Here is a 26338-nt window from a genome sequence, read left to right as displayed (position 1 = left end):
GGCCGGACCGGCCGGGCGCTGCCTACCCGTGAGTAACGAGCAACTAGGCTGGTCCGGTGACCGTCGAGCCGCTGCCCCTCACCGGTGAGCGCACCGTGCCCGGGATCGCCGAGGAGAACTACTGGTTCAGGCGCCACGAGGCGGCCTACCTGGACCTCGTCCGGCACTGCGGCGGCGCGGTCGTGCTGGAGGCGGGGTGCGGCGAGGGCTACGGCGCCGCGCTCATCGCCCGGCGCGCCGCGCGGGTCGTCGCGCTCGACTACGACGAGACGACCGCCGCGCACGCCGGCCGCGCGTACCCGGAGCTGGCGGTGCTGCGCGGCAACCTGGCGTCGCTGCCGCTGCGCGACGGGAGCGTGGACGTGGTGGCGAACCTCCAGGTCATCGAGCACCTGTGGGACCAGCCCGGCTTCCTGGCCGAGTGCGCCCGGGTGCTGCGGCCCGGCGGGCGGCTGCTCGTCACCACGCCGAACCGGATCACCTTCTCCCCCGGTCGCGACACGCCGCTCAACCCGTTCCACACGCGCGAGCTGGCGCCCGCCGAGCTGCACGAGCTGCTGGTCGACGCGGGCCTGCGGGTCGAGCTGCTGGCCGGGCTGCGGCACGGTCCGGCGCTGCGCGCCCTGGACGAGCGGTTCGGCGGGTCGGTCATCGACGCGCAGGTGGCCGTCGTGGTGGACGGCGGCGAGTGGCCCGAGGACCTGCTGGCCGCCGTGGCGTCGGTGCGCGCCGAGGACTTCGAGATCACCACCGACGACCTGGACGCGAGCCTGGACCTGGTCGCCGTGGCGGTGCGCCGGTGACCGACGAGGGCACGTTCTGCCTGGTCCTGCACAGCCACCTGCCGTGGCTGGCGCACCACGGCGCCTGGCCGGTCGGCGAGGAGTGGCTGTACCAGGCGTGGGCGCACTCGTACCTGCCCGTGGTCGACCTGCTGGAGCGGTTCGCCGACGAGGGCCGCGAGGACGTGCTGACGCTCGGCGTCACGCCGGTCCTGGCCGCGCAGCTGGACGACCCGTACTGCCTGCGCGGCCTGCACGACTGGCTGGGCGACTGGCAGCTGCGGGCGCACGGCGCGGCGCCCCGGCTGCCGGACCTGGGCGCGCGCGAGCACCGCGCGTCGGCGTGGGCGCTGGAGCGGTTCGAGACGCGGTGGCGGCACGGCTTCTCGCCGGTGCTGCGGTCCCTCGTGGACTCGCGGGCGGTCGAGCTGCTGGGCGGACCGGCCGCGCACCCGTTCCAGCCGCTGCTCGACCAGCGGCTGCGGATGTTCTCGCTGCGCACCGGGTTGGCCGACACCGCGCTGCGGATCGGGTCGGCGCCCGAGGGCATCTGGGCGCCGGAGTGCGCGTACGCGCCGGGCATGGAGCACGACTACGCGCGCGCCGGCGTGCGGCGGTTCCTGGTGGACGGCCCGTCGCTGCACGGCGACACCGCCGCGGCCCGGCCGGTCGGGGACTCGGACGTGCTGTGCTTCGGGCGCGACCTGGAGGTGTCGTACCGGGTGTGGTCGCCCAAGGTCGGCTACCCCGGCGACCCGGCCTACCGGGACTTCCACACCTACGACCACCCCAGCGGGCTCAAGCCGTCCCGGGTGACCGGGAAGAACGTGGAGCCGGCCGACAAGCGGCCGTACGACCCGGACCTGGCCGCCGAGGCGGTCCGGCGGCACGCGGCGGACTTCGTCGACACGGTGGTGCGGCGGCTGCGGGCGTTGAAGGAGCGGCACGGCAAGCCGTCCCTGGTGGTCGCCGCGTACGACACCGAGCTGTACGGGCACTGGTGGCACGAGGGCCCGGCGTGGCTGGAGGCGGTGCTGCGGCTGCTGCCGTCGGCCGGGGTGCGGGTGACCACGTTGCGCGGCGCGGTCGAGGCCGGGCACGTCGGCGCGCCGGTCGAGGTGCCGCCGTCGTCGTGGGGCGCGGGCAAGGGCTGGCACGTGTGGAACGGTCCGCAGGTCGCCGACATCGTGCACGGCAACGCCGAGGTCCAGCGGGAGCTGCTGGCGCTGGACCTGTCCGGCGCGGCGCGCGACCCGGTGGCCGACCAGGCCGTGCGGGAGGCGCTGCTCGCGCTGTCCAGCGACTGGGCGTTCATGGTCACCAAGGACTCGGCCGCCGACTACGCCCGCTACCGGGCCGAGGTGCACGCCGACCGGTTCCGGGAACTCGCCGCCCTGCGGCGGGCGGGGCGCGGGCGTGACCGGGCGGCCGAGCTGCGACTGGTCGACGGCCCGTTCGGCCGGCTCGACGCGCGAGGGCTGGCCGGTTGACGCCGCCGCCCCGGACCTGCGCCACCCGGTCCGCTCCCGAGAAGTGCGAGGATGGCCCATGCGCGTGCTGATGTTGTCGTGGGAGTACCCGCCCGTCGTCGTGGGCGGGCTGGGTCGGCACGTGCACGCGCTGGCCGGGCACCTGGCCGCGCAGGGGCACGAGGTGGTCGTGCTGTGCCGGCAGCCGGCCGGGACCGACGCGGTCACGCACCCGACGTCGGACACCGCCGTCGACGGCGTGCGGCTGATCCGGGTCGCCGAGGACCCGATGCACCTGGTGTTCGAGCGCGACCTGGTGGCGTGGACGCTGGCCATGGGCCACGCCATGGTCCGGGCCGGGTCGGCGCTGCTGCGCGACTGGCGGCCGGACGTGGTGCACGCGCACGACTGGCTGGTCACGCACCCCGCGGTCGCTCTGGCGGAGGCGTGCGGCGCGCCGCTGGTGGCGACCGTGCACGCGACCGAGGCCGGGCGGCACAGCGGGTGGCTGTCGCAGACGTTGAACCAGCAGGTGCACTCGGTGGAGTGGTGGCTGGCGAACCGGGCGGACGCGCTGATCACGTGCTCGGGGGCGATGCGGGCCGAGGTGGCGCACCTGTTCGAGGTGGAGCCGTCGACGATCACGGTGCTGCACAACGGCATCGAGCCGCGCAGGTGGCGGGTGCGGTCGTCCGACGTGGCCGCCGCGCGTGCCGCGCACGGCGCTGCCGGCGCGCCGCTGCTGCTGTTCTTCGGGCGGCTGGAGTGGGAGAAGGGCGTGCAGGACCTGATCGCCGCCCTGGCCCGCATCCGGCGCGTCCACCCCGGTGCCCGCCTGGTCGTGGCCGGCACCGGGACGCACCGCGAGTGGTTGGTGGACCAGGCGCGCAAGCACAAGGTGCGCCGGGCGGTGGACTTCGTCGGCCACCTGTCGGACCGCGCGCTGGCGGCGGTGCTGGCGGCGGCGGACGCGGTCGTGCTGCCGAGCCGGTACGAGCCGTTCGGCATCGTGGCGCTGGAAGCGGCGGCGGCGGGCACGCCCCTGGTCGCCTCCACCGCCGGCGGTCTCGGCGAGGTCGTGGTGGACGGCGTCACGGGCCTGTCCTTCGCGCCCGGCGACGTGGACGCCCTGGCGACCGCCGTCCGCTCCGTCCTGGCCGACCGCCCGTCCGCGACCCGCCGCGCCCGCGCCGCGAAGGCGAGGCTGGTTACCGACTTCGACTGGTCCAGCATCGCCACCGACACCGCCGCCGTCTACCGCGCCGCCACCGTCCGGGCCCACCCCGCCCTGGGCCGCCCGAAGATCCCGACCGGGAACGCGTTCCTCTAGGCGTCCACCAACCGGCGCAGTGCCCATATGGCCGAGGGAAGGTCCGCGAAGTCGCTCTCGTCCTGCGGCGGCGTCCGCGCAGATCGGCTTCGCCGAGCCGCACCTCTGCGGGTCTCACACGGTCAGCACGAGCTTGCCCGTGGTCCGGTTGGCCTCGCCCACCTCGTGCGCCTTGACCACGTCCTCCAGCGGGAACGTCTCGGCGACCACCACCTCCAGCTCGCCGCGTTCCACCAGGCCGGCCAGGTGGTCCAGGGCCGCGTGGTCCGGGGCCACGAACACGGTGGCGGCGCGGACGCCCAGTGCTTCGGCGGCGGCTTGGAGTTCGGGGAGCGCGCCGGGCGTCGGCACGCCGACGTACCGGCCGCCGGGCCGCAGCACGCGCATCGACCGCCGCTCGTAGTCCGCGCCGCCGACCAGGTCGATGACCACGTCCACGGGCTCGACCTCGCCGAAGTCCCGGGTCCGGTAGTCGACCAGCTCGTCGGCGCCCAGGCGGCGCAGCAGGTCGTGCTTGCCGGCGCTCGCCGTGCCGACGACGTGCGCGCCCAGGGTCTTGGCCAGCTGCACGGCGAGGTGCCCGACACCGCCCGCGGCGGCGTGGACGAGGACCCGCTCGCCCGGCTGGACGCGGGCGGCTTCGGTGAGGGCCTGCCACGCGGTCAGCGCGGCCAGCGGCAGGGCCGCCGCGTGCACGTGGTCGATGTTCGCGGGCTTGCGGGCGAAGTGCCTGGCGGGCGCGGCGACGTACTCGGCGTACGCGCGGCCGGGGCGCGGGAAGTGGGGCATCCCGAACACCTCGTCGCCGACCGCGAACCGGTTCTCCCCGGCGGGCACCGACACCACCACGCCGGAGACGTCCCAGCCCGGCACCCACGGCGCGGTCAGCCAGTAGCCCTCGCGCCGCACCTTCCAGTCGGCCGGGTTGAGGCCGATCGCCCGCACCTCGACCAGCACCTCGTCCAGCTCCGGCTCGGGCCTCGGCAGTTCCCGCACCCGCAGCACCTCCGGCCCGCCGAAGGCTTCGACCAGGACCGCTCGCATCTCGTTCGTCATGGTCAAAAGGATCACGTCGGGTGGTACCTCTTGTGAAGAAGGCACCTGAATGGTATCTAGGTACCTCATGTATACCGTCCCTGACCTGCGCGCCCACGGCGGCGCGGACGCCTTCCTCCGCGGCTGCGCGTCACGAGCGGTCCTCGACCTGCTGACCAACAAGTGGGTGTGCCTGGTGGTGAGCGCCCTGCGGCCGGGCACGCTGCGCTTCGGCGAACTGCGCCGCCGGCTCGACGGGATCACCCAGAAGATGCTCACCCAGACCCTGCGGGACCTGGAGCGCGCGGGCCTGGTGCACCGGGCCGTCTACCCCAGCGTGCCACCGCGCGTCGAGTACAGCCTCACCCCGTTGGGCGACAACGTGGCCGGGTTGATGGACTCGATCAGGGTGTGGTCGGAGACGCACATCGAGGACATCCGCACCGCGCAGGAGGAGTACGACCGGAAGGCGGGCGAGGAGCTGCAGCCCGTCTAGGAGCCGTTGCGCGACCGCTCCAGGGCCTCTTCGGCCTTGCGGGCCATGTCGGCGACGGCGGCGCGGCGCACGGCGTCGGCCTCGTAGTCCTCCCGGCGGTCCTTCACGACCCGCGCCGGGATGCCGACGGCGATCTTGAAGTCCGGCACGTCGCCGCGCACCACGGCGTGCGCGCCGACCACGCAGCCGCGCCCGATCCGGGTGCCGCGGGTGACGGTGACCTTCGTGCCCAACCAGCAGTCCGGCCCGATCCGCACCGGCGTCTTCACGATGCCCTGGTCCTTGATCGGCAGGGTGACGTCGGCGGTCACGTGGTCGAAGTCGCAGACGTACACCCAGTCGGCGATCAGCGTGGCCGCGCCGATCTCCACGTCCAGGTAGCAGTTCACCGTGTTGTCCTTGCCGAACACGGCCTTGTCGCCGATCCGCAGCGAGCCCTCGTGGCAGCGGATCGCGTTGCCGTCGCCGATGTGCACCCAGCGGCCGATCTCCAGCCGGCCGTAGCCGGGGCGGCAGTGCAGCTCGACCTTCCTGCCCAGGAACACCATGCCGCGCAGCACCACGTGCGGGTTCGCGATCCGGAACTTCAGCAGCCGCCAGTACCGCACCAGGTACCAGGGCGTGTACGCGCGGTGCCGCAGCACCCAGCGCAGCGAGGCGAGCGTGAGGAACCTGGCCTGCGCCGGGTCGCGGCGCGAGCTGCGCCACCTCGTCCACACCGGGGCACCCCACATGCTCGTCACGAACGGCACTCTAACTCCACCCGCCGACCAGTAGAGTTCCCCGTCGCCGAGCGCACGACGGGGGGAACCGCTTGCCGCGGAACCTGGTTCGACGACGACGGCCGGGCGACCGGCGCAGGCTGGGCCGGGTCAGGACGGCCCGGCAACGCGCACGCGCGCCCGAGCCGCCGCCGCGCGGCCGGTCGTGGAGCTGGTTGGAGCTGGCCGGGCTGCTGATCACCGGCATCCCGATCGCCATGGTGGTGCTGAAGGCGCTGCTGTTCGCCGACTTCGACCTCCAGGTGCTCCGGGTCGTCGCCCGCGGCATGGACTTCGCGGCGGTCGCGTTCAGCACGTTCGGCCCGACGTTCACGCTCCTGCCCGCGTTCGCGCTCGTCGGGCTGTACGCCGTGGTTCCCAGGACCCGCAAGGGCCGCTTCACCCGGGGCGCGCTGTTCGTCGCGGTCCTCCTGTCCTGCTCCCTGCTCCCGCTGGTCTGGGCGGCGATGACGCTGGTCGGGGTGGTGGGCGCGTGGGCGCAGGTGTGGCGGCCTTGGGAGGAGCCCGTCCAGGACCGCCGCGTGGTGACGGCGGTGCTGGCCGTCCCGCTGGTCTGGGGCACGCTCGTGTTCAACCTCTCCATGGTGGCGTTCTGGCTGCCCACCGAGGTGGTCGAGCGCACGGACGGCACCAGGGCGGTCGGGTACGTGGTCGAGTCCGGCGACCACGACCTGACGTTCATCCACCACGACACCCGGCGACCGGAGATCCTGCGGCAGGACTCGGTCCGCGGCCGGACGCTGTGCTCGCTGGTCGAGGAGGACGAGTTGCGCCGCACGGCGCTGACCCCGGCCTACAAGCTCGCGATCGACCGCCGGCCCAAACCGCCGCTGCTGCCGCGCTGCTGACCGCCGTGCCACAGTGGTGCCCGTGACGACCCCGCTCATCATCGACACCGACCCCGGCGTGGACGACGCCTTCGCCCTCGCGCTCGCCGCGGCCAGCCCCGAGGTCGAGCTGATCGGCGTGACCACGGTCTTCGGCAACGTCTCGCTGGCGGACACCACCCGCAACGCCCTGCGCCTGCTCACCCTCCTCGGCCGTGACGACGTGCCGGTCGGCGTCGGCGCGGACCGGCCGCTGGTGCACCCCCACCCGCACCTGTCCAGCGCGCACGGCTCGGACGGCCTCTCCGGCTTCGCCGACACGCTCCCCGAGCCGACCCGCGGCCCCGACCCGCGCGACGCCGTCACCCTCCTGCGCGAACTCCTCGAAGGAGCCGACCGGCCGGTCACGATCGTCCCCATCGGACCGCTCACCAACATCGCCCTGCTGCTCGCCGCGCACCCCGGCCTCAAGCCGAAGATCGGCAGGCTGGTCGTCATGGGCGGCGGCGTGAGCGGCGGGAACATCACGGCCACCGCCGAGTTCAACGTCTGGAGCGACCCGGAGGCCGCCCGCCGGGTGCTGGTCGAGGAGGACGTGCCGACGACGCTGGTCCCGATGGACCTGACCCGCCGGTGCGCAGTCGACAGCGGGTGGTTGGCCGAGCTGGCGCGGACCTCGGACGTCGCCACCGCGCTGGTCGGCCTCACCCCCGACTACCTGGCCTCCTACCGCCGGTTCCTGGGCTTCGACGGCATGGCGGTGCACGACGCGGTCGCGGTGGCCGAAGCGGTCCGGCCGGGCATCCTGGCCGGCACGCCGTTCCCGGTGGACGTCGACTGCTCGTCCGGCCCGAACCGGGGCGCGCTCGTGGTGGACCAGCGGCTGGAGGTGGACGCGCCCAAGACCCTGGACATCGCGCTGGACGCCGACCTCGACGGCCTGCGCGCGTTCCTGTTCGAGCGGCTGGCGAACCTGGCGCCCTAGGTGCGCTCGGCGCGCGCCAGCAGGTAGACCGGGCGGCGGCCGATCCTGGTCAGCGCCACGGTCGCCTCGCCGGACCCGGACAGCTTCAGCCTCGGCCGCAGCGCGTTCGGGTCCACGTCCAGCCCGCGCACCAGGACCTCCAGCCGCCCCACGTCGTGCGCCCGCAGCACGGACCGCAGCGCCTTCTCGCTGTAGTGCCCGTGCTCCACCACCCGGAACGCCCGCACGCCCGGCGGCGGCGTCGGGCCGGTCAGGTAGGCGATCCGCTCGTCCAGCTGCGCCAGCCCGTGCCGCGCCGCGTAGTGCCGCACCAGCCCGGCCCGCACCACCGCGCCGTCCGGGTCGACCAGCCACTCACCCGGCTCGCGCACCGGGCAGTCGTCCGGGTCGGCCGAGGTGATCGTCCAGCCGGGGCCGTCGGACCGCAGCACGGACGCGCGCCGCGCCACGCCGGGCGTGGCCAGGCCGCGCGTCCACAGGCACGCCTCGCGCACCTGGCCGTCCAGCGACACCAGCTCGACCTCGTCCGCCCACGGCGCGACCGCGAAGTCGACGCCGGGAGCGCACTTCACCGCCAGGTCGCGGTCCGCGTAGGCCGACGCCAGCTCGTCCAGCGGCGGCGCGAAGTCCTCCGGCCGCCACGTCCGCCGACCGGTCGCGTCCCGCCGGGCCGGGTCGGCCAGCACCGCCGTGCCGCGCGACACCGGCCGCAGCGCGTCCGCCCGCACCAGCGGGACCGCGTCGCCCAGGTTGTACCGCGCCATGGCCAGCCGCACCGGGTCCAGGTCGGACCCGACCGAGCCGGCGGGCAGCGCCGCGAGGTCCGCGCCGATGGAGCACGTGACGTCGTGCGCGGGCCCGGTGAACCGCCGGGCCCGGTGCGCGGCGACCGGGTGCGCGGTGGCCTGCTGCAGGGCGTCGGAGGTGTACAGCCCGTCGGCGAAGGCGAGCTTGGCCGCCTTGCGCCGCAACAGCAACGTCTCCAGCACCGCCGCGAACCGCTCCGGCGCCGCCTGCCTGGCCAGCCGCGCGTCGGACAGCCGCGACGCGGGCGTCAGCGGTAGGTCCGCCAACGCCGACAGCGCGGCGGACCCGGCGTCCGAGCGCAGGAACGCCACGTCGTCGAGGCTGAACGCGTAGGCCACTAGACCGGCTTGCGACCCGTCACGGAGACGTTGTAGAAGACCTCCCGGGGCAGGACCTTCGACAGCACGTTCTCGTCCACCCAGGACAGCCGCTGCCAGGTCCGGTAGGCGAACATCGCCCAGCCGAAGCCCAGCTTCTCCCGCGGCACGGCGGCCTCGAACGTGCGCACCGGCCAGCCGAACAGCGCCGCCGACAGCTCCTCGGTCACCGCCCGCACGCCGACCGCGCCGGCCGACCGGGCCGTCCGCTCCAGGTCCGACGGGTCGAACGTGTGCAGGTCGACCACGGCCTCCAGCGCGGCGGCCCGCGAGGACTCGTCCAGCTCCTCCTGCGGGCGGCGCCAGCCGTTGAGGGGTTCGAGCTTGGTCACGTTCGTGGTCAGCCACCAGGTGAGCTGGCCGAGCTTGCGCGCGTAGAAGTTGCCCACGTTCGTCGGGTCGCCCGCGAACACGAACTTGCCGCCCGGCTTGAGCACCCGCAGCACCTCGCGCATGGCGGCGGCCACGTCCGGGATGTGGTGCAGCACGGCGTGCCCGACGACCAGGTCGAACGTGTCGTCGTCGTACGGGATGCGCTCGGCGTCGGCCACCCGGCCGTCGACCGGCAGGTCGAGCTGCTCGGCGTTGCGCAGCGCCACCTCGACCATGCCCGGCGACAGGTCGGTCACCGACCCGCGCTCGACCACACCGCCCTGCATGAGGTTGAGCAGGAAGAACCCGGTGCCGCAGCCCAGCTCCAGCGCGTGCCCGTACGGCCCGACGTCGCCCGCGACCGCGCGGAACCGGTCGGTGGCGTAGGTGATGCAGCGCTCGTCGTACGAGATCGACCACTTCTCGTCGTACGTGCCCGCTTCCCAGTCGTGGTAGAGCACGTTGGCGAGCTTGGGGTCGGAGTACGCCGCCTGGACCTCTTCCGCGGTGGCGTGCGGGTGCGGCTTCGGGTCCACCGGATCAACGGCCACGGAACTCCGCCTTCCCCGGGCCGTTCGCGATGAACGACGCCATGCCGGTCTTCTGGTCCTCGGTGGCGAACATCGCGGCGAACAGCTGGCTCTCCAGCTTCAGCCCGCTGCCCAGGTCGGTGTCCAGCCCGCCGTCGATGGCGGCCTTGGCGGCGGCGTACGCGCGCACCGGGCCGTTGACGAACTGCCCGGCCCACCGCTTGGCCGCCTCGTGGACGTCGTCGGGCGCGACGACCTCGTCCACCATGCCGATCCGCAACGCCTCCTCGGCGCCGACGAACCGGCCGGTGTAGATCAGGTCCTTGGCCCGCGACGGCCCGATCAGCCGCGGCAGGCGCTGCGTGCCGCCCATGCCGGGGATCACGCCGAGCAGGATCTCCGGCTGGCCGACCTTGGCGTTGTCGCCCGCGATCCGCCGGTCCGCGCACAGCGCCAGCTCGAACCCGCCGCCCAGCGCGTACCCGGTGATGGCCGCCACGGTCGGCTTGGGGATCTCCTCCACCGAGCGCAGCGCCGACGTGAACGCGCCCGCGCGGGCCGCCATCTCGGCGTACGACAGCTCGGCCATCTCCTTGATGTCCGCGCCGGCCGCGAACACCTTCGGCCCGCCGTAGACGATCACCGAGTAGACGTCGGCCCGGTCGGTCGCCTCCAGCGCGGCGGCCCGGATCTCCTCCTGGACCTGCCTGTTCAGCGCGTTCATCGGCGGGCGGTCCAACCGGATCGTGCCGATGCCGTCCTCGACTTCGAGCCTTGCGAACTCAGCCACAGGTCCTCCTCGACCTCCGTCGGCGGTGCGCCTCGCAGGTTACCCCTGGGTAGTTTTGCGCCGGGCGAAGTACCGGTCACCCGACCGCTGGAGCTCCAGCGGCTGGTCGAACGTCTTGGTCAGGTTCTCCTCGGTGAGGACGTCGTCCAGCAGGCCCTGCGCCACGATGCCGCCGTCACGCAGCAGCAGCACGTGCGTGAACCCCGGCGGGATCTCCTCGACGTGGTGCGTGACCAGCACCGTCGCCGGCGCGTCCGGGTCCATGGCCAGCTCGGAGAGCCGGGCCACCAGGTCCTCGCGGCCACCCAGGTCCAGGCCCGCCGCGGGCTCGTCCAGCAGCAGCACCTCCGGATCGGTCATCAGGGCCCTGGCGATCAGGGTGCGCTTGCGCTCGCCCTCGGACAGCGTCCCGTAGGTGCGGTCGGCCAGGTGCTCGATGCCCATCGAGGCCAGCAGCTCCCGGGCCCGCCCGGTGTCGAGCTGGTCGTACTCCTCGCGCCACCGGCCCAGCACCGCGTACCCGGCGCTGACCACCAGGTCGACCACCTTCTCCTCGCCCGGGATGCGACCGCTCAACGCCGCCGAGCACAGCCCGATCCGCGGCCGCAGCTCGAACACGTCGGTCTTGCCGATCCGCTCGCCGAGCAGGTGCAGCTTGCCCTTGGTCGGGTGCAGCTCGGCGCTCGCCAGCCGGAGCAGCGTGGTCTTGCCGGCCCCGTTCGGGCCGAGCACCACCCAGCGCTCGTCCAGCTCCACGCTCCAGTCGACGTCCCCGACCAGCGTGGTCTTGCCCCGTCGAACCGAAACACCCTGCATGTGGATGACCAGATCTTCGTTTTCCACGCCTGCCCTCGCCCCGTCGATGCGCCGCCGTCGCCATTGTTCTGCAACGCCCCCCGCCCGCGGTCCGGTGGGGGGAGGTTCCCGACGCGGTGGAGCGCGGCGATCACACGCGGTCGGTGTCTGCTGGAAAGATCGGGGGCATGGCTGCCGACTCGATCCTGCTCGCGGGCCGACCGTTCCCCCTCGGGGCGCACCCCGAGGCCGGAGGTGTGCGCTTCGCGGTCTCGGCGCCACCCGCGCACGCCGTGGAAGTGTGCCTGATCAGCGAAGACGGCGCCGAGGAGCGGGTGGAGCTGACCGAGCGCACGTTCGGCGTGTGGCACGGCCTGGTCTCCGGCGTCACGCCCGGCCAGCGCTACGGCTACCGGGTGCACGGCCCGTACGACCCGTCCCGCGGGCTGCGCTGCAACCCGGCGAAGCTGCTGATCGACCCCTATGCGACGCAGATCACCGGCACGCTGTCCGACCTCGACGCGGCACTGGGCTACGTGGACGACCCGATGCTCGGCGGGCCGTCGCCGGTCGACTCGCTCGGCAGCGTGCCGCTGTCCGTGGTGACCTCGCCGGGCGGGCCCGCCACCGGCGTGAAGCCCGAGGTGCCGTTCGAGGAGGCGGTGATCTACGAGCTGCACGTGCGCGGGTTCACGAAGCTGCACCCGGCCGTGCCCGAGCACCAGCGCGGCACCTACCTGGGCCTCGCGCACCCCGCCGTGCTGGAACACCTGACCCGGCTCGGCGTGACGACGGTGGAGCTGCTGCCGGTGCACGCGTTCGTCGACGAGCCGTCGCTGATCCGCGACGGCAGGCACAACTACTGGGGCTACTCGCCGCTGAGCTACTTCGCGCCGCACCCCGGTTACGCCAGCGAGCCCGGCCGGGAGGTGGAGGAGTTCCGCACGATGGTGGCCGCGCTGCACAACGCGGGCATCGAGGTGATCATCGACGTGGTCTTCAACCACACCTGCGAGGGCGGGCCGGAGGGTCCGACGCTGAGCTACCGGGGCTTCGACGCGCCCGGCTACTACCTGCACATCGACGGCGGCGGCACGCTCGACATCACCGGCTGCGGCAACACCACCGAGGCCGGGTCGCCGCAGTTCGTCCGGCTGGTCACCGACTCGCTGCGGTACTGGGCCACCGAGATGGGCGTGGACGGCTTCCGGTTCGACCTGGCCTCCACCCTGGGCCGGCCGGGCGGCGGCCGGTTCGACCGGGCGTCGGCGATGCTGACCGCGATCACCGCCGACCCGGTGCTGTCGCGGTGCAAGCTGATCGCCGAGCCGTGGGACGCCACCGGCGACGGCTACCGGGTCGGCGACTTCGGCGTGCAGTGGGCCGAGTGGAACGGCCGGTACCGCGACACCGTGCGCGACTTCTGGCGCGGCACGACGAGCGTCCGGGACCTGGCCTACCGGCTGTCCGGGTCGTCCGACCTGTACTCCGACGACCTGCGGCGGCCGTGGCAGTCGATCAACTTCGTCACCGCGCACGACGGCTTCACGCTGCGCGACCTGGTGTCGTACAACGACAAGCACAACCTGGCCAACGGCGAGGACAACCGCGACGGCACCAACGACAACCGGTCGTGGAACTGCGGCGCGGAGGGCGAGACCGACGACGCCGAGGTGCTGGCGCTGCGGGCCCGGCAGGCGCGCAACCTGTTCGCCACGCTGGCGCTGTCCACCGGCACGCCGATGGTGACCGCCGGTGACGAGCAGTGGCGCACGCAGGGCGGCAACAACAACGCCTACTGCCTGGACGACGAGACGGCGTGGGTCGACTGGGACCTGGACCGCGCGGGCGAGGCGATGCTGGCGTTCGCCCGCCGGGTGATCACGCTGCGGGCCACGTCGCCCGCGTTGCGCCAGCCGCAGTTCTTCGACGGCCGGACCACCGCGTCCGGTGCGCCCGACCTGGTGTGGTTCCGACCCGACGGCGAGGAGATGGCCGAGACCGACTGGTTCGACGAGGGCCGCCGGTTCCTCGGCATGTGGATCGACGGGTCGAACAGCCTCTCGCGCTCCCGGGACGGCGAGCTGGTGTCCGACGACTCGTGGCTGCTGCTCCTGCACGCGGGCGCGGACCCGGTCGACGTCACCCTGCCGGGGCCGGAGTACGGCGACCGGTACCAGCCGGCGATCGACTCCACCACCGCCGACGGCTCGCCCGCCCTGTCGGGTGACCTGGCGGCCGGGGCGTCGTTCACCATGCCGGGCCGGTCGTTGCTGCTGCTGAGGGCGCCGAACTGATCCATCGGTCCCCGAGGCAATCCTGGCTGGTGGGAGGCCCTGCGCGAAGCGCCGGTCCGTGGCAGCATCGTGGTGTGGCCCGCCCGTTGCTGACCTGGCGCGACCGCACGATCGACCTCCTGCTGGTGGCGTCGTGCGGGTGTAGCCGGACGCGACGCGGCCGGTCCTGTTCGTCCGAGTGACCCCGCGTCGCGTCTTGATCGCTACCCCCGCCCGACCCGTAGCCATCAGGAGCGACCCACCGTGACCGCGACGTTCGCGCGCGCCGACCTGCACCCGAAGCTGGACGTGAGGTTCCTGCGCGACATCATCCACCCGGAACGCGACCTCTGGACGCCGCGCGAGCTGCGCGAGCTGACGTCCACCGTCGCCGCCGAGCTGACCACCCCGTTGCTGGACGTCCTCCGGTACGACCCGGACGGGCGCTGGTGGGCCCGGCTCGGGCTGACCGAGGGCGTCGAGCTGTGGCTGCTGAGCTGGCTGCCCGGCCAGGGCACCGAGCCGCACGACCACGGCGGCGCGGCCGGCTCGTTCACCGTGCTCACCGGAACGCTGTCGGAGGACTACCGCTACCCCGGTGGGCCGATCCGCAGCGCGCTGCGACCCGTCGGCAGCGCCCTGGGTTTCGGCGCGGGGCGGGCGCACCGGGTGCTGAACACCGGGACGACCGGTGCGGCGAGCGTGCACGCCTACTCGCCGCCGCTGGTGCCGACCCGGGAGTACCCGAGCCTGGCCGACATCCCGCACGACATCCCGCCGTTGCCCGCCCAGCGGCTGCCGCTGGAGCAGCTGCGCGTCCTGGCCGACCTGGAGGGTCCGTGAGCGCCGAGGAGTTCCTGGAGGAAGCGCGCCGGTCGTTGACCCGCGTGACGCCGCACGAGCTGGCGGGGTTGCCGGACGTGCTGGTGGTCGACATCCGGCCGCACCACAACCGCGCGGCGGAGGGCGAGGTGCCGGGTTCGATCCCGGTGGAGCGGATCGTGCTGGAGTGGCGGCTCGACCCGGGCGGCGAGCACCGGATCCCCGGCTTCACCGCCGACACCACCGTGGTCGTGCTGTGCAACGAGGGCTACGCCTCCAGCCTGGCCGCCCGCGACCTGCAGCGCGTGGGCCTCCCCCGGGCGACGGACCTGGTCGGCGGCTTCCGCGCCTACGCCGCCGCCGGCCTCCCCGTCCGCCCCGGCGCCACCCAAGCCGTCACCTGATCCCCGGAAATGGGCGTGATCGAATATTACGCCCATTATTCCATTCGACGGGCGAAAACCGATCAAGGCACAATGCGATCGCCTTCCCCCTGATCGACCGCGTCGTTGTTGACCGATCCGTCCCCGCGTTGGCATACTCGCCCGGGTTCGGATTCACCAGCGACGCTCGACTATGGGGGAAGTGTGTCGTTCCTCGATGCTGTCCAGGAAAAGCTCGGCAATTTACGCCGACCCGATCCGGCCCAATTGAAGCAAGCCACGCTCGACCTCAACGCCGATCTCGACGCCCTGACGCCGCACCTCGGTGAGCCCGGGATTTACCCGTACGGTCGCAAACCGCTGTTCTCCAACGGCGTGGTCGAGGCGATCGTGATGAACTGGGCAGCCGACCGGGAATGCGCGCCGCACGACCACGGCCGGTCCTTCGGTTGGATCCAGGTCGTTTCCGGGACGATCGACCACCGGCTTTACACGCTCGACCAGGACGACATCCCGACACCGTTCGCCGAACGCGTCGAGAACACCGGTTCATTCATGTTCGCGCCGCGCGGCGCGGTGCACAGCATGGGCAATCGCAACGGTGACGTGACGGTCACGCTGCACGTCTACGCGCCCCCGATCGCCGGGATGGTGGTCTACGACCTGGAGAAGTGCGCGGCCTGCGTCGTCGCCGACGACTGCGGCGCCTGGTGGCCGGAGGACCAGCGGCAGCGGTTGCGGGAGATCAAGCTCAGCCGCCGCCTCGACGTGGCGGAGGTCTGACGTGCCGGGCGTGGTGATCGGCCGGGACCACTTCCTGTCCGGCCGGTTCTCCGCCGACCTCCGGGTGGACGACGTGCTCGACCTGGCCGCCCTCGACATCTCGGCCCCGTGGTCGCCCGGTGAGGGCGACGGCCGGACCGTGCGCGCCTTCCCGCTGGACCGCCCCGGTGCGAGCCGGCTGGTCCGCCCGGCCGGCGGCCGGACGTTCGTCGGCGCGGTGAGCGGCCGGTTCTGGCTCACCTCGCCGGACGCGTCGGCGGACGAGCCCCCGGAGCTGATCGGGCCCGGCGAGCTGACCCGGCTGCCCGACGAGGGCAGGGTCGTCACGCGCGTCAGCGGGGCGGGCGACGCCGAGTTCGTGGTGCTCGACGTGGCGCGCGTCGCGGACGTCGAAGAGGCCGACGACCGGCAGCTGCCCACGGGCGACCTGGCGCCGGACTACTACTACGGCTACGCCGACCGCTACGAGGAGGTGTACCGGCACGGCGCGATCAGCTGGGAGACCGCCGACCCCAACGACGTGCTGGTGAGCCTGCTGGAGCGGAACGGGATCGAGCCCTGCCGGGTGATCGACCTGGGGTGCGGGGAGGGCCGGGACTCGGTGTACCTCGCGGACCGCGGTTTCGAGGTGCTGGGCGTGGACGTCGCGCACAGCGCGTTGGAGAAGGCGCGGCAGCGCGCGCGGCAGCGGGGGGTCGACGCGACCTTCATCGAGCGGGACGTGACGCTGCTGCGCGGCGTCCCGGCGGAGTCGTTCGACCTGGCCATCAACATGGGCTGCCTGCACATGATCCCCGACCCGGTGTCGCGGGCCCGGCACCTGAGCCGGGTGTTCGAGGTGCTGCGCCCCGGCGGCAGGTTCATCCTCGCGCACTGCCGGGAGAACTGGCTGGAGGGGTTCTGGTCGGTGCCCGACGCGGAGTCGGTCGGCCGCGCGGTGCCCGGTCGGGTGATCGACCGCAAGATCCGCACGGAGGACGGCGTCAAGCTGGTGCCGCTGGTCCTGGTGCCCTACCACGAGAGCCACGAGGACGAGTTGGCCGCCGAGTGCGAGAAGGCGGGCTTCGCGGTGGCCGAGGTGCTGACGCAGAACGCCGACGCGTTCGGCAACACCGCCGTCCTCATCCTGGAGCGGCCTCGATGACGGACGCCTCGGCACGCCGACCCGTGCTGATCTTCGCCCTGCTGTGCTTCACGTGGGGCACCACGTGGTTGGCGATCAAGGTCGGCGTGACCGAGGTGCCGCCGCTGTGGTTCGCCGCCACCAGGTTCGTGGTGGCGGGCGCGCTGCTGCTCGGCTTCGCGCGGCTGCGCGGTCCGTGGCAGCTGCCCACGGGCCCGCAGTTCCGCGGGCTGCTGGTCATGGGCGCGCTGTGCATCGCGATCTGCTTCGGGCTGATCTTCTGGGGCGAGCAGTACGTGGACTCCGGCATCGCCGGGGTGGTGGTGCAGGGCTTCGTGCCGATCGGGCTCGTGGGCTTCGCCGCCGTGCTCGGCCGCGAGGAGGTCCGGGCGCCGGCGTGGATCGCCGTGGGGCTCGGCGTGGCGGGCGTCGCGCTGATCGCGTTCGACTCGTTCGGCCACGAGCTGGGCAGGTACTTCCTGCTGGGCCTGCTCGCGGTGGCGATCGGCACGCTGTTCTACGACTTCGGGTCGGTGCTCGGCGGCGACCTGCTCAAGCAGATGTCGGCGGTCACCGCGTCCGGGTGGGAGAACCTGCTCGGCGGGCTCATGCTGCTCCCCGTGGCGCTGCTGCTGGAGGGCGACGAGCTGGTGAGCACCCGGTGGTGGGTGTCCGGCGACGCGTGGCTGGCGTGGGGCTACCTCGTCGTGTTCGGCTCGCTGATCGGGTTCACCTGCTACACCTACCTGCTCAACGCGTGGGGACCGACCCGCACCTCCGCCTACGCGTTCATCACGCCGGTGCTGGCGTTCGGCGTCGGCTGGTGGTTCGGCGACGAGAGGTTCAGCCCCGTCGTGGCGCTCGGCGCGGCGGTCGTGGTGGTCGCCGTGGCGGTGCTGTGGGTCGACCGGCGGCGCACGGCCGCGGCCGTGGCCGACCTGCCGGAGAAGACGAGCCGATGAGCCGGGAACGGGAAGCGGGTCGGTAGCGTCTCCAGGTCCGTGTGGAAAGTGCTGACCGGGTTGGTCCTGGTCGTCCTGGTGCTCTGGCGGCCGAGCGTGGCGTCGTTCGGCGGGGCCGCCTGCGGCGCCTGGGCCGCGCTGGCCGTGCTCCAGGTCGGGCTGCTGCTGGGCGCGCTGCTGTTCGGCGTGCGGGTGCCGCTGGTCGTGATCGGCGTGGGCGGCGAGCTGCGGACGTGGACGCGACCGCACCTGCGGGTGGTGTGGCGGACCGTGCCGCTGCTCGTGTCGGTGGGGCTGACCTCGGTCAAGCCGCCGGTGCGGCGCCGGCTGTGGCTGACCGCGGCCACCGCCGCCCTGCTGTGCGCGGCGGTCGTGGTGGTGGCCTGGTCGGGCGCGCTGGTCTGGTCGGACGGCGACCGGCCGTTCGCGCGCGGTTTCGCGGTCGCGGGGACGGCGGTGCTGCTGAACGGGCTGTGGCCGCGGCGCGGCGCGGGCACCACCTCGCCCGGCTGGTTCCTGTTCGCGCTGCCCCGCCTGTCCGGCCGGACGGCGGCGGAGTACGAGGCGACGCCGCTGGTCAACCAGGTGTCCGACGCGCTGGAGGTCGGCGACCTGGACCGGGCCGAGTCGATCGCGGACGAACTGGTCGAGCGCCACCCGACGCTGCTGGTCGCGGTCGGCGCGCGGATCGCCGTGCTCACCCTGCGCAGCCGGTACGGCGAGGCGTTGCAGCTGGTCAGCGGCCTGGTCGGGCGCACGGACCTGGAGCCGCGCGACATGGCGTTCGTGCTGGCGGAGATGGCCAGCTCCACGGCCAACGCGGTCGAGGGCGGCCAGGTGCCCGCCGAGGTCGGCGTGCCGACCGCGAAGCGGGCCGTGGACGGCGCGGTGGGGTTCGGCTACCCGCGCTACCGCTGCACGGGCACGCTGGCGCAGCTCGCGCTGCTGGAGGGCGACCACGCCGTCGCGCTCGCCCTCGCCACCCAGGCCAGGGCGACCAGCGAGAGCGCCCTGTCCCGCGCCGACGCCCTGGCCACGATGGCCAGGGCGCAGATGGCGGCGGGTGACAACGCGGCGGCCCGCGCGACGCTGGTCGAGGCGCGGGAACTGGCCGGTTGGATGCCCCGGGTCGCGGAGACCACCGCCCGGCTCGACGTCACCTGACCCGCGTCACGGCGTTACGCGGGCGGTTTCGGGAAAGCCGGCATTCCGCCCTCGGGCACCGGCAAGGCGCAATTCGCCAGCATGTCGTTCAGCGTTTTCAACCAGGTCTGCACTTCGGCGCGCAACTTCCCCGGGTCCGGCGCGACCGCGCCCGGCACGATCTTGCCCAGCGCGCTGAACGCGCCGGCGAACGTCATCATCGAGTGCGACAGGCACAGCTCCGGCCCCTGGTACTGGACCTCGCCCGGCGGCGGCGCGCTCAGCGGCGGCGGCGGCAGGCAGCGGAGCGCCGTCATCCCCGCCAGCGTGGCGAGCACGTCGCCGAACGGCGGGGCCGCCTTGTCCGGTGTCGGCGGGTCCGCGGCCAGCGGGTCGATCACCTGCTTCACCGCGCCCGCGAGCTGCGCCACCACCCCCGCGCACGCGGCGGGGGGCTCCGCCTCCTCCTGCTCCGCCGTGGCGGCCGGGATCACGGCGACGGCGAAGAGGACGGCGAGCGTTGAGCCGATTGTCGCGAATTTCTTCACACCGAAAGCGTAAGCGCGATCAGGGAGACCTGACAGCGGAGCAGCCGAGTTCACTCGCCCGGAGAAAACAGCCCCGGAAGTGTGAGTGAATTCGATTCGGATGACCGCCGGTCATTCCGGCGGTCATCCGAACGGGAGGTTCAGCCGGCCAGGACCACCCGGCCGAGTTCAGCGGGCGACGCGAGCAGGTCGTGCCGCGGCAGCACCCGCACCGTGTAGCCGACCGCGCCCGCGTGCGGCAGCGGCACCTCGACCTCGTAGTTGCCGTTGCCCGCGTACCGCATCCCGTGCGCCACCACGTCGTACAGCTCGTCGGAGTCGCCGACGCGGCCCAGCGCCACCTGCACGTCCACCTCGGACGGCTCCAGCCCGGCCAGCTCGACCCGGGCCCGCACGCCGACCGGCGCGCCCAGCTCCGGCGTCGCCGAACCGTCCAGCGCCATCTCCGAGTCCAGCACCCGGACCCGCGTCCACGACGCCCGCAGCCGGTGCCGGTACGCGGCCAGCTCCTTCGCCCCCCGGTAGCCCTCGCCGACCACCGAGGCGGCCGACGACGCGGCGGGCGCGTACAGGTTCTCGACGTACTCGCGCACCATCCGCGACGCCTGCACGGCCGGGCCGAGCGAGGCCAGCGTGTGCCGGACCATGGCCAGCCAGCGGTTCGGCACGCCGTCGTCGCCGCGGTCGTAGAACAGCGGCGCGACCTGGTTGCCGAGCAGGTCGTACAGCGCGGCGGCCTCCAGGTCGTCACGCCGGGTCGGGTCGGTGACGCCGTCGGCGGTCGGGATGGCCCAGCCGTTGCTGCCGTCGAACAGCTCGTCCCACCAGCCGTCCCGGATGGACAGGTTCAGCCCGCCGTTGAGCGCCGACTTCATGCCGGACGTGCCGCACGCCTCCAGCGGGCGCATCGGGTTGTTCAACCACACGTCGCAGCCCCAGTACAGGTACCGGGCCATGGACATGTCGTAGTCGGGCAGGAACACGATCCGGTGCCGCACGCCCGCGTCGTCGGCGAACCGCACGATCTGCTGGATCAACGCCTTGCCGCCGTCGTCGGCCGGGTGCGACTTGCCCGCGACGACCAGCTGCACCGGCCGCTCCGGGTGCAGCAGCAGCGCGCGCAGCCGGTCGGCGTCGCGCAGCATCAGCGTCAGCCGCTTGTAGGTCGGCACCCGCCGGGCGAAGCCGACGGTCAGCACGTCCGGGTCGAACACCGAGTCGGTCCAGCCCAGCTCCAGCGCCGACGCGCCGCGCTGCAGCCACGACGCGCGGGTGCGGCGGCGGACCTCGTGGACCAGCTTCGAGCGCAGGTCGTTGCGCAGCTCCCACAACCGCTGGTCGGTGACCGGCTCGAACCCGTGCGGGCCGGCGCCCGCGTCCTCGGTGTCGCCGACCAGCCTGCTCATCTCGGTCGCCGCCCACGTCGGGCCGTGCACGCCGTTGGTGACCGACCCGATCGGCACCTCGGCGGCGTCGAAGCCCGGCCACAGGCCGCGGAACATGTCGCGGCTGACCGTGCCGTGCAGCTTGGACACGCCGTTGGCGCGCTGCGCGAGCCGCAGGCCCATGTGCGCCATGTTGAACAGGCCGGGGTTGTCCTCCGCGCCGAGCGCCAGGACGCGCTGGGTGTTCACGCCCGGCAGCAGCGCCTCGGAGCCGAAGTAGTGCTGCACCAGGTCGACCGGGAACCGGTCGATGCCCGCCGGCACCGGCGTGTGCGTGGTGAACACCGTGCCCGCGCGGACGGCCGCCAGCGCCTGGTCGAAGTCCAGGCCCTCGCCGGTGACCAGCTCGCGGATGCGCTCCAGGCCGAGGAAGCCCGCGTGGCCCTCGTTGGTGTGGAACACCTCCGGCGAGGGGTGCCCGGTCAGGTCGCAGAACGTGCGCACGGCCCGGACGCCGCCGACGCCGGCCAGGATCTCCTGCCGGATGCGGTGGTCCTGGTCGCCGCCGTAGAGCCGGTCGGTGACGCCCCGCAGGTCGTCGTCGTTCTCCTCCACGTCGGAGTCGAGGAGCAGCAGCGGGATGCGGCCGACCTGCGCCTTCCAGACCTTGGCCCGCAGCACTCGGTCGCCGGGCATGGCGACGTGCACCAGGATCGGCGCGCCGGACGGCTCGGTCAGCAGCTCCAGCGGCAGGCCGCGCGGGTCCAGGACCGGGTAGTGCTCGATCTGCCAGCCGTCCAGGCTCAACGCCTGGCGGAAGTAGCCGGAGCGGTACAGCAGACCGACCGCGATCAGCGGGACGCCCAGGTCGGAGGCCGCCTTGAGGTGGTCACCGGCCAGCACGCCGAGGCCGCCGGAGTAGTTCGGCAGGGCCTCGGTGACGCCGAACTCCATCGAGAAGTAGGCGATCGCGCTCGGCAGGGGGTGGGTGTCGTGGTCGCCGTGCTCGTGGCGCTGCCCGATCTCGCCCTGGCGGCGCTGGAACCAGCGCGGCCCGGTGGTGTAGCGGTGCAGGTCGTCGGCCAGCGCGTGGGCGTGGGCGAGGAACTGCTCGTCCCGGGCGAGGGCGTCGAGGCGTTCGGGCGCCACCACCGACAGCAGCCGCAGCGGGTCGCCGCTCTCGGCCCACAGGTCGGGGTCGACCGAGGCGAACAGGTCCTGGGTGGGCTGGTGCCACGTCCAGCGCAGGTTCGTGGCGAGGGTGCCCAGGGCCGCCAGCGGCTCGGGCAGACTGGCTCGGACGGTGAACCGGCGAAGTGCTCGCATGGCGTCGGACCTTATCCCCCATCCAGCGGTGCGGAGCAACGGTCACCCGAACCGATGCAGGGACCGATCCAGCTTGACCAGGGCGGATGCCGCTCTGCAAGTTATTTCGCCCGCGTTGCGCAAGTGGTTACAGGACCGTCCGGGCGGGGTTCACCCGTTACGCCGATCGGTGGCCAGGAGGATGGTCTCGTTGACGGGCGCCCGACCGTCGGCACGGCGTTCGAGCAGCGTCACCCCGGCGGCGATCCTGCGGAACGTGTCTCCAACTTTCTCGGCGCCACCTTCGTCAGCTTCGATCGCCAGGCAGAGGGCGTGGACGCGGAGCACAGTGGCGATTTCGGGAGTCATCGGCCGCGCTCCGGCGATGGTGGGGTGTCCGATGGACCACACAACCTCTTTCACCTCGTTGTTCAGGTAGCTTCGAGTGCCACGCGACAGCCTCGGTTCGACGGATCGCATGAGTCGCGCTGTGTTTTCCGGTGAGATGATGTGGTCACGTTCGTGGATCCGAGAGCGGTCGATGAACGCACGCGCCTTTTCCGGACTGACGAGCGCCATGCTCACGCTCGCCAAGAGGCCCTGCAACGCCGTGATCAGCGCTTCCTCACGGGCAGAACGGGAGCCCTTCACCGGACGTGGCCGATAGATCCAGTCCAGGTCGACGGCTACATGCTCACTCAACATGTCAGCCGACACCGAGTAGGGGTGGGGCGTGCTGGGTGGTGTCCACAGCTCCAGAACGTCCAACCAGATCGAGTGAGCCGGTTGCTTGGCCAACACCCGGCGGACTGCGGGGTGGTCCAGTTCGGCACGACGGGGTAGGCGGTAAGTGCGTGAGACAGTGCTCGCCCACTCGGCGAACCAGGCAGCGTCCGCGCTGGTCACGCCCAGTACCGGGTCGTTGTTCGACTCCCTGACCCGGTACAGGGCGTACACGGCGTTGGTGATCGGCCTGGTGGCGAGAAAGACTCCGTCACCGACCTTGATGGTCTGGCGTTGGTGGCGAGCGACCATCACGCCCGCGATGAGCTTTCGACGTTCGGGGTCACGAGTGGTCGGGTCAAGGACGTCGTCCAACTGTCCGCGCAGCCTAGGTGCAAGTTCTGCTGCGTGTTCGGCGCAGTCGAAGGCCAGCGACAGCGCTGTGACCGTGCCGGACGCCAGGCACACCGCGACGATCGGATCGGCGTCGGCACGAGCTACGTACAACAGCGTCGTCTCCCGCCACCAGTCGTTGTCGACCTCGTCAACCAGTAGGTGAGTCAGGCCCTTCTCCCGGATATGGGCAGCTGCCAGGTACTCCTGGAACGTGAAGTGGGCGAACGAGTAGACATCGCTCTCGCGTTCCACGAGCAGGCCGCTGGAGGTGACGTCCTCCAGCAGCGACTCCTCCGTGAGGCTCGTCGCCATCCGGCTGAGAGCCGGACGGAACTCGTTCAGCACGGTGTCCCGCGTAACGTCCCGCACTCCGCGTTGCATCATCGTCAACGCCAGCCCTCTGAGCAGCGACTCCTTCTTGTCGCCGTCCAGTTGTACGGGCAGGCGCTTGGCCTCGTGCCGGCGCCACAGCATGACCTCGCAGATTTCCCGATACAGCTCGGCGCGGTTGTCGGGCAGCTTGCTGCCGAAACGGTGGACGTTGGCGACCATCGTGAGCAGAAGCGGGTTGGCGGTGAGGTCGTAGAGGTTCGGGTTCGAGTGCAGGCGGGTGAGCAGCTCCTCGGCGGCCTCCTCGGCACGCAGCCGAACAGCCTCGCCGTTGGCCTGAGTGCTCAGCTTCTCGATCGCTAGGTACCAACTGCGCACGAATCGCGTGACCTGCTCGTCGGTGAAGTTGCGAACCTGGAGCACGTAGGCCCCTGCGACGGGGGCGGAACGATAGCCGTGGGGACGGGAGGTGACGACGAAGTCATTCCCGGCGTACTGGCGAGTTTGGCGTTCGACCCAGTCGGCGACGAGGCGGCGGTCTTCCTTACGTGCGACCTCGTCCAAGCCATCGAGGAGGACCGTGCAGACTCCCTCCGCGAGCCGCTGCTCGAACCAGCCGGGCGGTTCGACCGCGCTGTACCGGCCGAGCTTGGCGCGAAGCAGGTCGGTCAGCAGGATGTTTGGTTTGGCGGTGATGGCGCTGACGTGGTCGCGCAAGTAGAGCAAGACAGGCACGCGACGGCGGCCGCTCGAGCGGCTCAGTGTCAGGGCGAGGTGGCGCAGCAGGGTGGTCTTGCCGCTGCCGGGCACACCGATGATTGCCAGGACGGCAGGTTGCGGACGGCCGAGGAACTCGGTGATCGGACGGCGATCGGTGACGCTGAGGCGGGACAGGACGCCGGCGGGCGCGTTGTGCGGGGTCTGGTGGGCCAGGCTGACGTCGACGAAGACGTCCTCGAACTCCGGGGTGTGAAACCCGACGACGACGAGGCCCTTGAGGTCGATGTAGCGCAGGCTCGCCAAGACGTACTCGCGGTACTGCCGCTCGAACCGCTTGGACCGGGTCCAACCTAAGTGCACCGCGACAGTCAAGTGCAGGACTGCGCGGTCCTCACTCGCCCGATCGTGTGATGGGTCCGCGCTTCATCGCGGAGCGGTAGTTGCGCAAGGCTTCCGGGAACAGGCGGGCGCACCGCTCCAGGGCCCGCTCGGACATGATCAGTTGGAACGTGCTGTCGCCTTCGAAGGAGAACTCGACGGACTCGTCCTGCGTGTCGACCGCGTACACGATTCGCGTGCCGTCGTGCACCTTCGCCCAAGCACCGATAGCCACATCTGCCATAGACCGAAGTTAGCGTGCTTAGGCACGCTTCACAGCTCCCTGAAGGGGTGAACCGTGGGCAAGACCGTGCAGACCATCCCCCGCCGCCTGCTCGGCGGTGAGCTGCGACGGCTCCGGCTCGAAGCCGGCAGGTCGCAGGCTCAGGTCGCTCGGGCGATCGGCAAGGACCAGGCCCGGATCAACAAGCTGGAGGACGGCCAGACCAACCTCAAGCCCGAGGACCTGGCCGCGCTGCTGGACTTCCTCGGCGCGAACGACGAGGACCGGGCGAAGATCACCGCGATGGGCGTGGAGGCGCGGAAGCGACAACCCCGGTCACGGGCCTATGTGGACCTCCTGCCCGGCTCCTACAACCGCATCGCGACCATGCAGGGCCAGGCGAGTGCGATCAAGTCCTACGAGCGCGGCATCTTCCCCGGCCTGCTCCAGTGCCACGAGTACGCCGAGGCCATCGTCGCCGCGTGCGACGGGCTGTGGTGGGAGAGCTCCGAGCGGGAGAGGGCCAACCGGGTGGCTTTCCGGTTGGAGCGCCAGCGCCGGGTGGTCGCCGCCGAGCCGCCCAAGGACCTCGAGTTCATCGTCACCGACGACGCGCTGCGCACCCGGTTCGGCGGCCCTGAGGTGATGCGCCGCCAGTTCGAGCACATCCTCGAGGTCACAGCGGACCGGCCCAACATCGAGATGCGACTCCTACCGGCGACCGCTGCCGACAACCCCGCCCCGCACGGTGGTCTGACCCTGCTCAGCTTCGCCGAGCCCGCGCCGCCGGTCGGCTTCGTGTCGGTGGTCTACGGGCCTTCGCCCTACCTCGATCAGCGCTCGGACACCGAGGCGCTGACCCGGGTCTTCGACCAGCTCCGGGGAATGGCGCTCAGCCCGGCAGAATCCAGGGCAGCACTCGAAGAGGCCCTGAGGAGATCCTGACCATGCCCTCCCCCACCGGCTGGTTCAAGAGCAGCTACAGCGGCGGCGCCGACGACAACTGCGTCGAAGTCCGGTTCACCGATGACGTCGTCGGAGTCCGCGACTCGAAGAACACCGAGGCAGCCCTCGCCATCAGCCAGTCAGGCTGGCAGGCGTTCATCGCAGGACTCGCCAGGTGACCGGCACTGCGGTCGTCCGCTCGCGCTGGTTCAAGAGCAGCTACAGCGGCGCTGCCGACGACAACTGCGTCGAGGTCCGGTTCGCCGACGACGTGGTCGGAGTCCGGGATTCCAAGAACCCCAGGACCGCCCTGACCACCACCCCATCGAGCTGGCGGACGTTCATCGGCATGATCAACCGCTCGATCGTGTGACCGTTGACCGTCCGATCGGCACCGGCGTGGCGTCTATCACAAAGTGGGACCCTGATCTTCCATGACGAGACGCACGCCACGCCACGGTTGCAATCCAACCAGAAGGGGTAGGAACACCAAGGACGGGTCCCGGTGACGGCGCT

26 protein-coding genes are annotated in these 26338 nt (G+C 72.2%); 16 read left to right on the top strand and 10 right to left on the bottom strand.

The features are described 5' to 3' along the window. The first annotated feature begins 56 nt into the window (after positions 1–56). From AB0F89_RS13715 to AB0F89_RS13705, 3 genes are read left to right on the top strand one after another with little or no spacing between them, the layout of a single operon-like run. A complete protein-coding gene (locus AB0F89_RS13715; protein ID WP_367136094.1) occupies positions 57–803 on the top strand; it encodes a methyltransferase domain-containing protein in 747 nt (248 codons plus the stop codon). Continuing rightward, positions 800–2272 (top strand): 1,4-alpha-glucan branching protein domain-containing protein, encoded by a 1473-nt coding sequence (locus tag AB0F89_RS13710; RefSeq protein ID WP_367136093.1) that lies wholly within the window; start codon positions 800–802, stop codon positions 2270–2272. The genes AB0F89_RS13715 and AB0F89_RS13710 overlap by 4 nt, the downstream gene beginning before the upstream one ends. Before the next feature lie 58 nt (positions 2273–2330). Beyond that, positions 2331–3581, top strand: coding sequence for a glycosyltransferase family 4 protein (locus AB0F89_RS13705; RefSeq protein ID WP_367136091.1), 1251 nt, complete (start codon positions 2331–2333; stop codon positions 3579–3581). Positions 3582–3695: 114 nt separating this feature from the next. Here the strand turns inward: AB0F89_RS13705 and AB0F89_RS13700 are convergent, their stop codons facing one another. Further along, positions 3696–4637, bottom strand: a complete 942-nt coding sequence (locus AB0F89_RS13700) for an NADP-dependent oxidoreductase (protein WP_367136089.1) — start codon at positions 4635–4637, stop codon at positions 3696–3698. A 67-nt stretch (positions 4638–4704) separates the two neighbouring features. Between AB0F89_RS13700 and AB0F89_RS13695 the strand changes: the two genes are divergently transcribed. Next, positions 4705–5112 carry a winged helix-turn-helix transcriptional regulator gene (locus tag AB0F89_RS13695; RefSeq protein WP_367136087.1) on the top strand — a complete coding sequence of 136 codons (408 nt, stop codon included), beginning with the start codon at positions 4705–4707 and terminating at the stop codon, positions 5110–5112. Here the strand turns inward: AB0F89_RS13695 and AB0F89_RS13690 are convergent. Then, positions 5109–5855, bottom strand: coding sequence for a DapH/DapD/GlmU-related protein (locus AB0F89_RS13690; protein ID WP_367136085.1), 747 nt, complete (start codon positions 5853–5855; stop codon positions 5109–5111). The genes AB0F89_RS13695 and AB0F89_RS13690 overlap by 4 nt on opposite strands. Before the next feature lie 71 nt (positions 5856–5926). On the opposite strand from AB0F89_RS13690, the gene AB0F89_RS13685 reads away from it, so the two are divergent. Then, positions 5927–6742, top strand: coding sequence for a hypothetical protein (locus AB0F89_RS13685; protein WP_367136083.1), 816 nt, complete (start codon positions 5927–5929; stop codon positions 6740–6742). Positions 6743–6764: 22 nt separating this feature from the next. Continuing rightward, positions 6765–7706, top strand: a complete 942-nt coding sequence (locus AB0F89_RS13680) for a nucleoside hydrolase (RefSeq protein ID WP_367136081.1) — start codon at positions 6765–6767, stop codon at positions 7704–7706. Here the strand turns inward: AB0F89_RS13680 and AB0F89_RS13675 are convergent. Genes AB0F89_RS13675 through AB0F89_RS13660 form a run of 4 tightly spaced genes read right to left on the bottom strand, consistent with a single transcriptional unit; the run spans position 7703 to position 11398 of the window. Then, entirely contained in the window at positions 7703–8851 is a 1149-nt protein-coding gene (locus AB0F89_RS13675; RefSeq protein ID WP_367136079.1) for a class I SAM-dependent methyltransferase, read from the bottom strand. The two genes, AB0F89_RS13680 and AB0F89_RS13675, sit on opposite strands and share 4 nt — an antisense overlap. Then, positions 8851–9813, bottom strand: a complete 963-nt coding sequence (locus tag AB0F89_RS13670; RefSeq protein WP_367136077.1) for a class I SAM-dependent methyltransferase — start codon at positions 9811–9813, stop codon at positions 8851–8853. The genes AB0F89_RS13675 and AB0F89_RS13670 overlap by 1 nt, the downstream gene beginning before the upstream one ends. Further along, entirely contained in the window at positions 9803–10582 is a 780-nt protein-coding gene (locus AB0F89_RS13665) for an enoyl-CoA hydratase/isomerase family protein (protein ID WP_367136075.1), read from the bottom strand. The genes AB0F89_RS13670 and AB0F89_RS13665 overlap by 11 nt, the downstream gene beginning before the upstream one ends. A gap of 39 nt (positions 10583–10621) precedes the next feature. Then, positions 10622–11398: an ABC transporter ATP-binding protein gene (locus AB0F89_RS13660; RefSeq protein WP_367138862.1), complete on the bottom strand. Its 777-nt coding sequence runs from the start codon at positions 11396–11398 to the stop codon at positions 10622–10624. A gap of 167 nt (positions 11399–11565) precedes the next feature. On the opposite strand from AB0F89_RS13660, the gene glgX reads away from it, so the two are divergent. The 7 genes from glgX (at position 11566) to AB0F89_RS13625 (ending at position 18890) form a co-directional block, all read left to right on the top strand. Next, the gene (gene glgX / locus AB0F89_RS13655) at positions 11566–13674 is read left to right on the top strand and encodes a glycogen debranching protein GlgX (RefSeq protein WP_367136073.1); all 2109 of its coding nucleotides are present in this window, start codon (positions 11566–11568) and stop codon (positions 13672–13674) included. Positions 13675–13917: 243 nt separating this feature from the next. Continuing rightward, entirely contained in the window at positions 13918–14496 is a 579-nt protein-coding gene (locus AB0F89_RS13650; RefSeq protein ID WP_367136072.1) for a cysteine dioxygenase family protein, read from the top strand. Between the two features lie 35 nt (positions 14497–14531). Then, a complete protein-coding gene (locus AB0F89_RS13645) occupies positions 14532–14879 on the top strand; it encodes a rhodanese-like domain-containing protein (protein ID WP_367138860.1) in 348 nt (115 codons plus the stop codon). A gap of 183 nt (positions 14880–15062) precedes the next feature. Continuing rightward, complete coding sequence (locus tag AB0F89_RS13640) at positions 15063–15641, top strand: cysteine dioxygenase family protein (protein ID WP_367136070.1); 579 nt, start codon at positions 15063–15065, stop codon at positions 15639–15641. A gap of 1 nt (position 15642) precedes the next feature. After that, positions 15643–16785, top strand: coding sequence for a class I SAM-dependent methyltransferase (locus AB0F89_RS13635; RefSeq protein WP_367136068.1), 1143 nt, complete (start codon positions 15643–15645; stop codon positions 16783–16785). Continuing rightward, the gene (locus AB0F89_RS13630) at positions 16782–17726 is read left to right on the top strand and encodes a DMT family transporter (protein WP_367136066.1); all 945 of its coding nucleotides are present in this window, start codon (positions 16782–16784) and stop codon (positions 17724–17726) included. Before AB0F89_RS13635 ends, AB0F89_RS13630 begins: the two co-directional genes overlap by 4 nt. A 39-nt stretch (positions 17727–17765) precedes the next feature. After that, entirely contained in the window at positions 17766–18890 is a 1125-nt protein-coding gene (locus AB0F89_RS13625; protein ID WP_367136065.1) for a hypothetical protein, read from the top strand. A gap of 14 nt (positions 18891–18904) precedes the next feature. On the opposite strand, the gene AB0F89_RS13620 is transcribed toward AB0F89_RS13625, so the two are convergent. The 4 genes from AB0F89_RS13620 to AB0F89_RS13605 form a co-directional block, all read right to left on the bottom strand. Then, positions 18905–19417: a hypothetical protein gene (locus AB0F89_RS13620; RefSeq protein ID WP_367136063.1), complete on the bottom strand. Its 513-nt coding sequence runs from the start codon at positions 19415–19417 to the stop codon at positions 18905–18907. 140 nt (positions 19418–19557) lie between these two features. Beyond that, complete coding sequence (glgP, locus tag AB0F89_RS13615; protein WP_367136061.1) at positions 19558–22128, bottom strand: alpha-glucan family phosphorylase; 2571 nt, start codon at positions 22126–22128, stop codon at positions 19558–19560. Between the two features lie 150 nt (positions 22129–22278). After that, on the bottom strand, positions 22279–24648 hold the full coding sequence (locus AB0F89_RS13610) for an NACHT domain-containing NTPase (protein ID WP_367136059.1): 2370 nt from the start codon (positions 24646–24648) through the stop codon (positions 22279–22281). Positions 24649–24667: 19 nt separating this feature from the next. Beyond that, positions 24668–24898: a hypothetical protein gene (locus tag AB0F89_RS13605; RefSeq protein WP_367136057.1), complete on the bottom strand. Its 231-nt coding sequence runs from the start codon at positions 24896–24898 to the stop codon at positions 24668–24670. 54 nt (positions 24899–24952) lie between these two features. Here AB0F89_RS13605 and AB0F89_RS13600 point away from each other — a divergent pair, with 54 nt between their 5' ends. The 3 genes from AB0F89_RS13600 to AB0F89_RS13590 are packed head-to-tail and all read left to right on the top strand — an operon-like array spanning position 24953 to position 26195. Further along, positions 24953–25822 (top strand): helix-turn-helix domain-containing protein, encoded by an 870-nt coding sequence (locus AB0F89_RS13600; RefSeq protein WP_367136055.1) that lies wholly within the window; start codon positions 24953–24955, stop codon positions 25820–25822. A gap of 2 nt (positions 25823–25824) precedes the next feature. Next, on the top strand, positions 25825–26001 hold the full coding sequence (locus AB0F89_RS13595; protein ID WP_367136053.1) for a DUF397 domain-containing protein: 177 nt from the start codon (positions 25825–25827) through the stop codon (positions 25999–26001). Then, a complete protein-coding gene (locus AB0F89_RS13590) occupies positions 25998–26195 on the top strand; it encodes a DUF397 domain-containing protein (protein ID WP_367136051.1) in 198 nt (65 codons plus the stop codon). Before AB0F89_RS13595 ends, AB0F89_RS13590 begins: the two co-directional genes overlap by 4 nt. The last annotated feature ends 143 nt before the right edge of the window (positions 26196–26338 follow it).

The organism is Saccharothrix sp. HUAS TT1 (assembly GCF_040744945.1).
Taxonomy (GTDB): Bacteria; Actinomycetota; Actinomycetes; order Mycobacteriales; family Pseudonocardiaceae; genus Actinosynnema.
The sequence above is the reverse complement of the archived record's forward strand: the minus strand, read 5'-3'. Positions and strand labels throughout refer to the sequence as shown.

What these genes read in the sequence shown, in the direction of transcription:
- AB0F89_RS13705 (WP_367136091.1), top strand. Translation starts at nt 2,331, where the DNA reads ATGCGCGTGCTGATGTTGTCGTGGGAGTACCCGCCCGTCGTCGTGGGC.
- AB0F89_RS13700 (WP_367136089.1), bottom strand. Translation starts at nt 4,637, where the DNA reads ATGACGAACGAGATGCGAGCGGTCCTGGTCGAAGCCTTCGGCGGGCCG.
- AB0F89_RS13695 (WP_367136087.1), top strand. Translation starts at nt 4,705, where the DNA reads ATGTATACCGTCCCTGACCTGCGCGCCCACGGCGGCGCGGACGCCTTC.
- AB0F89_RS13660 (WP_367138862.1), bottom strand. Translation starts at nt 11,398, where the DNA reads ATGCAGGGTGTTTCGGTTCGACGGGGCAAGACCACGCTGGTCGGGGAC.
- glgX (WP_367136073.1), top strand. Translation starts at nt 11,566, where the DNA reads ATGGCTGCCGACTCGATCCTGCTCGCGGGCCGACCGTTCCCCCTCGGG.
- AB0F89_RS13630 (WP_367136066.1), top strand. Translation starts at nt 16,782, where the DNA reads ATGACGGACGCCTCGGCACGCCGACCCGTGCTGATCTTCGCCCTGCTG.
- glgP (WP_367136061.1), bottom strand. Translation starts at nt 22,128, where the DNA reads ATGCGAGCACTTCGCCGGTTCACCGTCCGAGCCAGTCTGCCCGAGCCG.
- AB0F89_RS13605 (WP_367136057.1), bottom strand. Translation starts at nt 24,898, where the DNA reads ATGGCAGATGTGGCTATCGGTGCTTGGGCGAAGGTGCACGACGGCACG.
- AB0F89_RS13595 (WP_367136053.1), top strand. Translation starts at nt 25,825, where the DNA reads ATGCCCTCCCCCACCGGCTGGTTCAAGAGCAGCTACAGCGGCGGCGCC.